Here is a 12,776-nt window from a genome sequence, read left to right as displayed (position 1 = left end):
TAGCTGAATTCACGCCATTGAGCGCGTTGGATTCGATGTCTCATAGAATTGCCCATGGAATCCATATGGGACACGATGTGGAAGTACTGCCCGTGCTTGTTCAGTCATTGTTTCTGCATCAAGACAAAGCAGCACTGACCGCTCATCATACCCATCAGTCGCGAGTGATAATAACACTCCGTCGTCTTCTGCTGTCGGTTCTGGTGCTGGGACAAATAATGCTTCACCTGGGTGTAACCCATCCTCAGACCACCGCTGGGCAGTTGTCTGCTCGACATCAACCTTCGCAATAGCTGTTGGAAGTCCACCGGCATCAGTAGCCGCGAGATATGCATACTGATATGAACGTGCATTATACGCATCATAATTGATTGTTGGAAACTCGACCGGTCCGCGGAATAACCGCTCTCGCTCTGCAGTTCCACCCTCAAGCGGTAATCGATACCGCACAAAGTCACCTTCCGGAAGGTCCGGATCCTCACTACGAAGATTTTCGACTGTTAAATCGGTGATTGCAGTAATATCATCGAACCGCACACAATCAACAACAATCGATTCAGATTCGGATTCGGATTCGGATTCCGCTTCACTTTTGCTTTCCTCGTATGCATTTGCAAAGTGATAGATCAGGAATGGATCCGCGGATACGGCGGCCGTTCGCTCACCAGTCGTTCGATCAATAATATGAAACTGTGATTGACAATCTCGTGAGGCGAACGCATCAAGGAATGTCCCCCCTCGAGCAGTATCAAACAGGAGCTTACGGAAATTCACTCCAAAGCTTGACTCGGGAATGACTGCATACTGCTCGGTGAGTGCAAACGCATGAATGTATGGTGGATGTTCATCAAACTGTAATCGACTAATTGGCTTCGGTGAATTCCCTTCTGATCGCCGAAATAAGGTATATGCACATTCTGACCCGAATGTCGCACCCATTCCCCACTGTGTATTGCCCTCAAAGTGTGTGTGTCCAAGTGTAATATCACTCTCTAATCCAGTGGTGAGATCACGTCGGTCAGTTGTTTCGAGTGTTTTCGGGTCGATTTCAAGCCCAACTGGGCTTTCTGTGACAGCATATAATTTTTTATTCATGCGTGTGACTCCAATTGAGGGATTATCTTGGAGTCCGCCGGCAAGAGCCTGATACAGTCGTCGCAATGCTGAACCACTTGCAGGTGTTCCTGGAAGTGACCGCCGGACTCGGTCATCCTCACGGGCGGCTTTGAAGTCCTCACTTCGAACAAATCGATTACTGTATCGTGCTGTTCCGTCGGTGATCTTTATCTGACGTAACATGGCGAGTGCGTCAAACCAGTGTTCAAGCGCTGTCTCACCAACTTCAAACTGTCCCGGACCATTTCCGATGAATGTTCCATCAAGCCATGTCGGGAATTCACCTTGAACGTTCAGATCAACGTCACGACACTCTTCGCGTTGTGTCTGTATTCCCTTCTGCCAGGTATTTTCCATATATCGTTCATATGTGGGTGACAGTATTCAATCCGTGGCAATATGCAATATCACAGACTCAGTGTATACAAAAAGAGTCGACTCGTCAACTTCGCTACGTCAATCCTGATCAGAAGCCTAATTATATCTCTCATGTTCTGTCGTTAGCTGTTTTTGAGACTCTCAAAGGTGTATATTCGCAGAGAAACATATATATTGAATTCTCACTCAAGTTGTTCAGCATATTCCATATCTCGCGTTGATGCTTCTGGATGTGCGTCATCAAGTTTAATCCGCCACCCATGGAGTGTCGTCGGGTCATCAATTGCATCTTCGAGTGTTTGTCGAACATCATCGAGATCAACACCATAGAAATCTGTTGGCACTCCCTTGAGATACTGAAGCGCGGTATGAAATAATGACCGCATCCCGTCGTCATTGGTAAAATCAAAATGCTTGTACGCTCCAGCAGCGACTTGAACCATGCCATGAAGAAATGCGCTTTCGACTGTCCCCCGACCGTAATTGTACCACTCTGCTTCAAAACAATCATGTGACTCATGAAACTCACCAGAATTATACAACCGAACGCCATGAATTACTGCGCGCCGAAGCGTTCCATGTTCCCATCCATTCGATGTCAGTCCACTGTCAGTCCACCCGGTCGGATTCGTTCCGATTGGTGGGCTAATGCTGTCATCACGGGTGTGTTCTGTCATATTCTCACCGTATATCCGTGTCCTCACTCATAATCATGAAACAGTCAGTGCAATACTATGCTGTCTTTTCCACTTTTGATAGTGATATTGGTACCGACATACTACCGATTGAATCCTCATGTGTATATTCACTCACTCACTGACAAATCCTAAGTTCTTTTCCCTAGAGAATACGATTTGTCTCAGTTTAATCCGATGTTGAGATATGTTTGTGCTCGATTCTTACAATCAGTATTATTATCAAAAAGCGGTGTCGTTGGTTGATATATAATTATTAATCACAGACTATATGCTCAAACGCTGATAAAGTGATTTGAGCGTCTCGCACATAGAGTCAATAATGCGTATATACGAGCTTGGGGATGGGGTACCAGAAACTGCGGTTGTCGGATCCGTCCACGGTGATGAGCCGTGCGGGGAGCGTGCTATTGAACGGCTTGTTTCGAGTGATCCGACAGTAAAACGACCAATTAAGCTTATTGTGGCGAATGAAAAGGCGCTCGAATCAGGTGTTCGCTATCTTGATGAGGATCTTAATCGTGCATTCCCAGGTGATCCCGATGCTGACACGCATGAGAGGCAACTTGCTCATAATCTTGTTCGTGAACTGCGAGGAACGACTGTGCTCTCATTACATTCGACGCAATCATACGCTGAGCCGTTTGCGCTTGTTGATGAAATTGATGCTGTTTCGCGGGCAATTTGTCCATATCTCCCGATGGAGCATCTTGTCGAGACCGGTCCGTTTTCTGATGGACGTCTTATTGAGCACGCACACACGATCGAGGTTGAATGCGGGCTTCAAGGCTCCGAGCGAGCAATCACAAACGCATACTGGATAACGCGAGCGTTTCTCTCAGCGACTGGTGCACTACCAGCGCCAATTGAAGGTGATGTTGAGCCACCGTTGTCACTTCATCGGCGTGATGATGATGATGTGACCGTGTTTCATATGCTTGATCAAATCCCAAAGCAACCTGCTGAGACATATGAGGTTTTTGTCGATAATTTCGAGCGCGTTGCGCCTGGCGACCAATTCGCAGCGGCTGATGGCGAACGATACAATGCTGATACTGAGTTCTACCCGGTTTTACTCTCCGCGTATGGATATGAAGATGTGTTTGGATATGCTGCTGATTGTCTTGGAACACTTGCTTAAATGGATATCATCCGATTAATCTCGGAATCAAATCACGTGGTGAGCATTAATCACAGGTGATTGACAACAAACATGATCACAACCGATAGATGATCTCAATTTGATGTTGTATCTGGCGGTTTGAACTCAACGAGCGTCAATTCTCGATCAAGTTGACAGTGTTCGTGTGGAGGGTCACCATGGACAGTCTCAATTTGATATTCAGTGTCGAACTCTGTCCCATCAGGAACGCAGTACTCATGACTTGGACATTCTGTATGCGGACATGAACCAGGAAGTTCTGCCTTTCCTCCTGCGTATGCCTCTCTTGTCGCAACATTTGCAACGACTGACGTTGGTTCAACCTCGACAGCCCGAACACCGGTATCATGGACAGCGCAATCGAGCAACTGTCCGTCATCGCGGACATCCGTGATCTCATATCTCACGCCCTCAGTGAGATTGAGACATTGTTTTCGATATGGGCACCCCTCACAGGCAACTGATTCACCCTCATACACAAACTCTGTTCCCGTGCTTGCCAGACGATCGCCAATAAGTGTAACATGAGACATATGCAATAATTAATATTAGCTCTATCCTTAACAGTAATTGCACTGACTCGTAATCTACTCTTAGGGCCTTTATTTCACTCAAGACTTACTAGGACGTTTGCCCTAATGAATCTCATTCATCGCTTGGATCAACCTACAGCCTGTGGCGTGATTTTGTGTTATCAATCGAAGGAACACTTATGTGTGCCCATTACTGACACACTAATAGTCTCGGTCGATCGGTTGAGTGACCCACACGTCTACACCGTCTGTCGATCCCCGACGTTCTGTCGTTTATCGTTGTCATGTTGCCAATCAGGTCTTTAGGTGTTCCGTGTGGAGTGATACCGCATATCATATATATCCCGTCGCTCCCCCGAGGCCACAAACAATGAACGGTAACAGAGCAACCCTTGAAACACTGAGTAGCCAGTATAAAGACTCGGTGCCATCAGACCTTCGTGACGCGAAGCGTTTCGATTGGTACCTTGATGAACTATACAATGACCCACGAATCGCTCGGAATGCCCACCAACGGGTCGCAGACATGTTTGATCATTACGGCACCGAATATGACGAAGACGCCGGTGTCGTTGAGTATTGCATGGCATCTGAGGACCCACTTCATGACGGCGAGAACACATTCTATGGACGAGAGGTTCATGAGTCGATTCATGAATTTGTCAATAAGGTAAAATCGGGCGCTCGACGACTTGGTCCTGAAAAGCGTATTAAGCTTCTGCTCGGTCCTGTTGGCTCTGGGAAGTCTCATTTCGACTGGATGGTTCGACGATATTTTGAAGCGTACACTGCCAGTGATGCTGGTCGGATGTACACATTCCGCTGGAAAAATCTCATGGATGTCATCCCAGATCAGGATCCTGCTGATGACACCGTTCAGTCACCGATGAACCAGGACCCACTCGTCTTACTTCCACAGGAGCAACGCGATATTGTCCTTGATCGTCTCAACGATGAGCTTGATGCGCCATATACGATTCAAAATGGACAATCACTCGATCCGGCTTCTGAATTCTATATGGATAAGCTCCTTGCGCACTATAACGATGATCTTGAAGCAGTCCTGCAGAATCATGTTGAGATTATACGCCTTGTTGCATCTGAGAACAAGCGTCAGTGTGTCGAGACATTCGAGCCAAAGGACAAGAAGAATCAAGATGAGACAGAACTCACTGGAGATGTTAATTACTCAAAACTTGCTGTCTACGGTGAGTCTGATCCTCGTGCATTCGATTATTCGGGAGCATTCTGTAACGCTAACCGTGGACTCTTCTCCGGAGAGGAACTTCTGAAGCTTCAGCGAGAATTCCTCTATGACTTCTTACATGCATCACAAGAGCAGACAATCAAGCCAAAGAACAACCCCCGAATCGATATTGATGAGGTGATTGTTGGGCGGACAAATATGCCGGAGTACCGCGAGAAGAAAGGCGATGAAAAAATGGAAGCGTTCAATGACCGAACAAAGCGCGTTGATTTCCCATACGTCTTAGAGTATGACGAGGAATCAGAAATCTATCGGAAGATGCTCCGGAATGCGGACGTTCCGGATATGCATATTGAGCCGCATGCACTCGAGATGGCAGGGCTCTTTGGTGTGTTGACCCGATTAGCCGAACCTGACACGAATGCGTCGCTTGTACAAAAGGCAAAAGCGTACAACGGAGAGCTTGATGATGGCGACGATGTTGACGTCCGGAAACTACGGGAAAATGCAGAGGAATCCACCGACATTGGTGAAGGAATGGATGGTGTCTCTGCACGGTTCATCGGTGATGAGATTGCAGAGGCAATCATGGATGCAACACACCGTGATCGAACGTATCTATCGCCTCTTTCGGTCTTTTCACACTTTGAGACCAATCTTGAGAATCATGGGTCAATTCCAGAGGAGAATCTTGATCAGTATCACCGCTATCTTGAGATGGTGCGTGAGGAATACCGCGAGCGCGCTATCGAAGATGTCCGTCATGCACTTGCATACGATCTTGATGAGATTCAGCGTCAAGGCGAGAAATACATGGACCATGTGATGGCTTATATCGATGATGCAACTGTTGAAGATGCTCTCACAGGTCGCGAACAGGACCCAGATGAGACGTTCCTCCGCTCAGTTGAAGAAAAACTTGACATTCCTGAGGATCGAAAAGATGATTTCCGACAGGAGGTCTCAAACTGGGTTTCACGTCGTGCTCGTGAAGGGACATCGTTTGACCCGCATGATAATGACCGCCTTCGTCGTGCACTTGAGCGAAAACTCTGGGAGGATAAAAAGCACAATATCAATTTCTCAGCACTCGTTAGTGCAAACGAACTTGATGATGATGAGCGAAATGCATGGATTGAGGCACTCGTTGATCGCGGATATTCACAAGCAGGCGCACAGGAAGTCTTAGAATTCGCCGGCGCTGAGGTCGCAAAGAGCGAGCTTGAGGCTTAAGCCGTGTCCATGTGCCCGTATCGTTCGTTTTCAAATATGCTTGCGTTTCTGTCTGCTTCCATAACGGGCACACAGACAGATTTCATGACTCAGTGTGTCGATACCGATATTGATCCTAATACTGATATTGATACTCACACTCACAGACTGACGCAACAGCGACCGTCTCAACGGGCAGTGGACCCGGCTTTGCGTTTGAGTAAGACTGATACGCTCGTCATTGCCATTGCTGCTGCCGCTTCAACTTCAGCTTCAATACTTTCACACCGAATCACAATCTCGATACCGACAATCACCACCACAGTGTCAATCACTCACCAAGACTCGATAATCGATGAGAATGAATAATTACATTACTGACGCCGACGACCGACTTCAGGGCACGTACGAGAAGCCAATGACGCTTGGCGAGTACGTCGATGCCGCCTTTGAGCGCCCGTCAATTGCTTCGCATGCATCGAAATACCTTGTCGAGGCAATTGAGTCGATGGGTACTCGAACGGTCTTTGAAGAGGGAGAGACCCGCAACCGGTACCGATTCTTTGATGACCCAGCGAATGACGGTGAACACGCCGTCTTAGGCAATACGAAGGTCTTGAATCGGTTTGTCGATGACCTTCGAACAATTGCTGCTGAGCGTGGAAAATCAGAGAAGATACTCTGGTTTGATGGTCCAACAGCAACTGGAAAGTCTGAATTGAAACGCTGCTTGATTGATGGGCTTCGTGCGTATTCAAAAACTGATGAAGGGCGACGCTATACTGTTGAATGGAACGTTGCTGCAGCAACCGATACTCGTGGGCTTTCCTACGGTGATGAGACAACAACCGCAGAGCGCGATGATGATTGGTATGAAAGCCCTGTGCAGGCGCATCCACTCTCAACATTCCCTCGATCAGTTCGTCGGGAATTACTTATGGAACTCAATGACCGTGCTGAGGACCATATCCCGATTGCTGTCGATGAAGAGCTTGACCCATTCTCAAGAGAGGCATATGAGTATCTTGAGGAGACCTACCGCCGTGATGGTATTGAGGAGTTATTCAGTGCAATCATTGATCCCGATCATCTTCGGATAAAGAACTACGTCGTTGATGTTGGACAAGGTGTGGGTGTACTTCATTCTGAGGATGATGGGTCACCGAAGGAACGACTCGTTGGCTCGTGGATGCCAAGCATGCTTCAGGAACTCGACTCTCGTGGTCGAAAGAATCCACAGGCGTTCAGCTATGATGGTGTGCTTTCACAGGGTAACGGTCTACTCACAATCGTTGAGGACGCTGCCCAGCATGCAGACCTATTACAGAAACTGTTGAATGTCCCAGATGAAGGGCATGTAAAACTCGATAAGGGAATTGGGATGGATATCGATACACAACTGCTCATTATCTCAAATCCTGATCTCGATGCTGAATTAGATAAATATGCAGACCGAAATGGTCAGGATCCGCTCAAAGCACTCAAACGCCGACTTGATCGGCATGAATTCCGTTATCTGACGAATGTTGCACTTGAGGCTGAATTGATCCGACGCGAACTCACCGATGAAACGGCTGTCTGGAATGCAAGTGATGAGAGTGATCTTCGTGAGCGGATTCGTGCCCCACTCACACTTGAGGTACGCCGTGGACCCGGCGAAATCACTGATCGTGAACTTGCACCACACACAGTTGAAGCAGCAGCAACGTATAGCGTTGTCACGCGACTTGAACCCGATGACCTCCCACGAGGGTATGATCTTGTTGATAAGGCACTGTTGTACGAGTTTGGTCATTTACAGGAGGGTGACACCCGGACGAAGATTGATGAGTTTGATTTCACCGCTGATGATGAGGGCTCACACGGTATTCCTGTCACCTACACTCGTGATATTATTGCCGACCTGCTTCATGAGACAACCGACCGTCACCATCCTGAACTCGATGTTGGTGACGTAGTCATGCCTACAGACGTACTTGATTCGATGGTTGAAGGACTTCGTGAGGCACCAGTATTCTCACGCAGTGAGCGGACGGAATATGAAGAGCGCATTTCGACCGTCCGCGATCACGTTCGCTCAGAACAAGAAACTGATGTGCTTGAGGCAGTACTGTCAGAACACTCTGTTGAGCGTGAGACTGTTGAATCATACGTCGAACATGTCTATGCATGGAATGACGACGGTCGTGTTGAGACTGATCGCGGTCCAGTCGACCCTGACCCACTCCTTATGAAACTCTTTGAGACTGAGCAACTCGGTCGATTTGATGAATCCGATTATACTGGTACCACCCCGACGAATGTAGTCGAATCATTCCGTCGTGAAAAGATAATCACAGCATTAAATCGATATGCATGGGAGAATCGTGATGCAGGATTCCAGATTGGGAATGTTGACCTCTCTGAGATTCCTGTGATTCGGGCAGTACTCGATCGATATGACTGGGATGATGTCAAGCGACTGTATGAGGACTTTAATCCTGCACAGTGGGAGGACCCGCCAGCAAACACTGAGACTGCTCGGGTCAAAGACCGAACAATCGACGTGCTCTGTCAACGCGGATACACACCTGCCTCCGCAGAGCTTACGAGTCGTGCGGTAATGCGGGAGGTGCGTCAACGATGGGACTAAGAGAAGATCTTGAACGATTCCGAGAAGTTGGTGAGGACCGTCGACAGGACCTTGAGTCATTCATTCGATATGGTGATTTAAGCAACTCTGATGCGGATAATATCGAAATTCCGATCAAAGTTGTTGATCTTCCAGAATTCGAATATGATCAACTTGACCGTGGCGGTGTTGGGCAAGGACAGGGTGACACACCTGATGTTGGTCAACCAGTCGGTCAACCAGAGCCTGGTGAGGCAGACGGCGATGGTGATGAAGACGGAGATGAAGAGGGTGAGCCTGGTGATGGCAGTGATGACCACGGCTACTATGAAATGGATCCCGAAGAGTTCGCGACTGAACTTGATGAAGCACTTGGACTTGATCTTGAGCCGAAAGGCAAGGAAGTTGTCGAGGAGATTGAGGGTGATTTCACCGATGTCACTCGGACGGGACCAAACAGCACACTTGATTTTGAGCGACTGTTCAAACAGGGGCTCAAGCGCAAGTTGGCAATGGATTTCGATGAGTCATTTGTCCGTGAAGCAATGCGTGTCGCGGATCAGACGCCTGAATCGGTATATCGATGGTGCCGTGAGCAGAATGTCCTTGTTTCATTTTCATGGATTGAAGCTGAATGGGAAGATATCCCCGATGACGAGCGTGGACGATGGGCAGACTTTGAAGAACTCGAAGCAAATGTTGAGCATACTCCAGTCGGGCAGCGCATTCGCCGGAATGGACTCAAAGAGATCCCACTTCGCAAGGATGATGAGCGATACAGACAGCCCGAGATTGAAGAAACCCGACAAAAGAACGTTGTCGTGGTTAATATCCGAGATGTTTCTGGGTCAATGCGAGAAACGAAACGTGAGCTAGTTGAACGGACATTCACCCCGCTCGATTGGTATCTCACAGGGACGTACGATAACGCCGAATTCGTTTATATCGCTCATGACGCTGAGGCATGGGAAGTCGAACGCGAGGACTTCTTTGGAATCCGCTCCGGTGGGGGAACACGAATCTCAAGTGCATATGAACTTGCAAAGGAGATTCTCGAAGATGAGTATCCATGGTCGGAGTGGAATCGATATGTCTTCGCTGCGGGTGACTCCGAGAATGCAGCTAACGACACAACACAGAATGTCGTTCCGCTCATGGAGTCAATCCCAGCAAATCAACATGCATACGTTGAGACACAACCAGGTGGCACAGCAATCAATGCAACACATGCCGAAGAAGTCGACCGCGCCCTTGGTGATGACGGCAATGTCGTTGTTGTCTCGGTAACCGGTCCTGAGGATGTTACCGGTGCAATTGAATCGATCCTGAGCACTGACTCAGAGACAAATTAGATTAATGAATATGAGAATACGAATGAGACTGAAACGCAAGCGTCTCAACGCGAGTACCTTGGTTAATTCGCGTGGTATGAGTTACGTCTATAATTGTAATTGTGATTGCGATTATACCTATGATTATGTCAGTACTTCTCGTACCCCTTGGTATCATAGCTATCTAGGCGATACGATTACTACTGACACCGACACCGACAGTATCACACAGGAGTTGATGATTCAAAATGAGTAGTCGACCAATCCGTTTCCGTCGTCGCGCACAGGCTGAGGCTGACCAGCTTGAGGAGCCAGCAACTGAAGCTGCTGCCCTCGCAAAGAAACTTGGACTTGATCCATATCCAGTAAACTACTGGATTGTTGGTCATGACGAAATGAACCAACTCATCGCGTATGGTGGGTTCCAGCGTCGATATCCACACTGGCGATGGGGCATGACGTATGACCGTCAACAGAAACAAGATCAATTTGGAATGGGTAAGGCATTTGAAATTGTCAATAATGATGACCCAAGTCATGCCTTTCTTCAGGAGTCAAACTCTCTTGCCGACCAGAAAGCGGTCATTACCCATGTTGAGGGGCATGCAGATTTCTTCAAGAATAATAACTGGTTCAGCCGGTTTTCTGGTGATCAGGAACTCGATGCCGCTGCAATGCTTGAACGTCATGGTGAAACAATCCAGGGCTACGTTGATGACCCCGATATCGACCGTGATGATGTTGAGCGATTTATCGATGCTGTCCTGTGTCTTGAGGATACCATAGACCAACACCGCCCTGTTGATGTCGACCCCGACACTGAGCGGACACAACCGACAGATCTCCGTGACCAACTTGATCAGCTCGATCTCTCTGATGACGTCCAACAGCAGGTATTCGATCAGGAGTGGCTTGATGAACTTGCTGAATCAGAGGCTGCCTCTGCATCGATTGATCATCCACGGACCGATGTGCTTGGATTCCTCCGCGATCATGCAACGACATATGATCATGAAGAGGATGAAGCCGTCTCAATGGAATCGTGGCAACTCGATATTCTTGACACACTTCGTCGGGAGGCGTATTATTTCGCACCACAGAAGATGACGAAGGTCATGAATGAGGGGTGGGCAAGTATTGTTGAGTCATTGATGATGAGCGATGAGGGCTTTGCGGATGCTGATGAGTTCATTACATACGCAGATCATCAATCACGTGTTCTTGGCTCACCTGGATTGAATCCATATAAACTCGGTAAGGAGCTCTGGGAATACGTCGAAAACTCCGCAAATCGTCGCGAAGTCGCTGATAAGTTACTTCGTGTCGAGGGGATTACCTGGCAGAACTTCCATGCAGAAATTGACTTTGAGCACGTTCGTGCATTATTAGAGCCCGATCCACGGATCGACGCAATCAGCAGTGATACAGTCGAACAGCTGACATCACTCCCGGGTGATGACCCACGGATTGACTGGGAAATGCTTGATCGAGCGCTATCAAATCCAGAAACAATCAATATCGATCGATATCCATGGAAGGTGCTGACCTATGAGGGACTTGCAGAGCGACACTTCTCGCTTGTCCAGCCACAACATCGCGGCTTCCTTGAGCAAATTCGGCGATCAGAACTACAGGAGCATGCGCGATATCTCTTTGATGATACCCGATATGACACTGTTGAAGATGCAATCGATGATGTTGATAAGACTGCTGGATGGGACCGCATGCGTGAGGTTCGTGAGAGTCATAATGATGTGACGTTCATTGATGAATTCCTCACACAGGAGTTTGTCAGTGAGAATAACTACTTCACGTATGAGTATACACAGACAACCGAGGACTACCGTGTTGCCTCAACAGATTATCAAGATGTCAAACAGAAGTTGCTCCTGCAATTCACGAACTTCGGCAAACCGACGATTGCCGTCTTTGATGACAACTTCAAAAATCGCGGTGAGTTATTATTAGGACATCGGTACAACGGAATTGCATTGGATATCCAACAGGCGACTGCAGTTCTTGAGCGTATGCATGACCTATGGGGTCGTCCGGTTAATCTCATGACGATTACCAAGACCTATGAAGAGCATGAGGTTGAGGTGGCACGTCGACGGAATCGCGAACCGGAGCCAACGGAGACAGGCGTCCGACTGCGATATGATGGGCATGAAGTAACTCGCAGTGAACTTGATAAAGACCTCACAGACCGTATCCGTGCGGCTGATATCGATTATGATACTAAACCTGACGAGTGGCTTGCGTGAGTGATTAGCGAACAGAGTGAGAGACTGAGAGCGTAAGTATTGAGATACGGTCAATACTATTTTCGGTTTCAGAAAGCCTTGTAACTCAGTGTGATTATATGCTGAGCAGGCGCAATACCACGGCCTTTAGTGATTCAACAAACTTCTTGATGAACTAATTCACTAAGTCGATGCGAGAGAACTATTCTGACTGATGCATGTCTACTCAAGCACCCACTTCTTCTGTGAGCTACTACAGGTCGTGGATACGCGCCGTCACGCCCTACA

9 protein-coding genes are annotated in these 12,776 nt (G+C 47.9%); 5 read left to right on the top strand and 4 right to left on the bottom strand.

Annotated elements, in window-relative coordinates; translation table 11 throughout:
- Positions 1-9 precede the first annotated feature (9 nt).
- Together HQRW_RS11255 and HQRW_RS11250 are read right to left on the bottom strand one after the other, a co-directional pair.
- Positions 10-1,473, bottom strand: coding sequence for a carotenoid oxygenase family protein (locus HQRW_RS11255; protein ID WP_014556687.1), 1,464 nt, complete (start codon positions 1,471-1,473; stop codon positions 10-12).
- A gap of 203 nt (positions 1,474-1,676) precedes the next feature.
- A complete protein-coding gene (locus HQRW_RS11250) occupies positions 1,677-2,171 on the bottom strand; it encodes a DUF309 domain-containing protein (RefSeq protein ID WP_014556686.1) in 495 nt (164 codons plus the stop codon).
- Between the two features lie 340 nt (positions 2,172-2,511).
- On the opposite strand from HQRW_RS11250, the gene HQRW_RS11245 reads away from it, so the two are divergent.
- Positions 2,512-3,330, top strand: coding sequence for a M14 family metallopeptidase (locus HQRW_RS11245; RefSeq protein ID WP_011572214.1), 819 nt, complete (start codon positions 2,512-2,514; stop codon positions 3,328-3,330).
- 95 nt (positions 3,331-3,425) lie between these two features.
- Here the strand turns inward: HQRW_RS11245 and HQRW_RS11240 are convergent, their stop codons facing one another.
- Positions 3,426-3,884 (bottom strand): UPF0179 family protein, encoded by a 459-nt coding sequence (locus HQRW_RS11240; RefSeq protein WP_014556685.1) that lies wholly within the window; start codon positions 3,882-3,884, stop codon positions 3,426-3,428.
- Between the two features lie 370 nt (positions 3,885-4,254).
- Here HQRW_RS11240 and HQRW_RS11235 point away from each other — a divergent pair, with 370 nt between their 5' ends.
- The gene (locus tag HQRW_RS11235) at positions 4,255-6,324 is read left to right on the top strand and encodes a PrkA family serine protein kinase (protein ID WP_011572212.1); all 2,070 of its coding nucleotides are present in this window, start codon (positions 4,255-4,257) and stop codon (positions 6,322-6,324) included.
- A 167-nt stretch (positions 6,325-6,491) separates the two neighbouring features.
- On the opposite strand, the gene HQRW_RS16750 is transcribed toward HQRW_RS11235, so the two are convergent.
- Complete coding sequence (locus HQRW_RS16750) at positions 6,492-6,626, bottom strand: hypothetical protein (protein WP_269448463.1); 135 nt, start codon at positions 6,624-6,626, stop codon at positions 6,492-6,494.
- Between the two features lie 32 nt (positions 6,627-6,658).
- On the opposite strand from HQRW_RS16750, the gene HQRW_RS11225 reads away from it, so the two are divergent.
- The 3 genes from HQRW_RS11225 (at position 6,659) to HQRW_RS11215 (ending at position 12,509) form a co-directional block, all read left to right on the top strand.
- A complete protein-coding gene (locus tag HQRW_RS11225) occupies positions 6,659-8,935 on the top strand; it encodes a PrkA family serine protein kinase (RefSeq protein WP_014556684.1) in 2,277 nt (758 codons plus the stop codon).
- Positions 8,926-10,266 (top strand): YeaH/YhbH family protein, encoded by a 1,341-nt coding sequence (locus HQRW_RS11220; protein WP_014556683.1) that lies wholly within the window; start codon positions 8,926-8,928, stop codon positions 10,264-10,266. Before HQRW_RS11225 ends, HQRW_RS11220 begins: the two co-directional genes overlap by 10 nt.
- 227 nt (positions 10,267-10,493) lie before the next feature.
- Positions 10,494-12,509: a SpoVR family protein gene (locus HQRW_RS11215; protein WP_014556682.1), complete on the top strand. Its 2,016-nt coding sequence runs from the start codon at positions 10,494-10,496 to the stop codon at positions 12,507-12,509.
- Positions 12,510-12,776 lie beyond the last annotated feature (267 nt).

The organism is Haloquadratum walsbyi C23 (genome assembly GCF_000237865.1).
Classification (GTDB): Archaea; Halobacteriota; Halobacteria; order Halobacteriales; family Haloferacaceae; genus Haloquadratum; species Haloquadratum walsbyi.
This window is presented reverse-complemented; position numbering and strand designations above follow the sequence as displayed.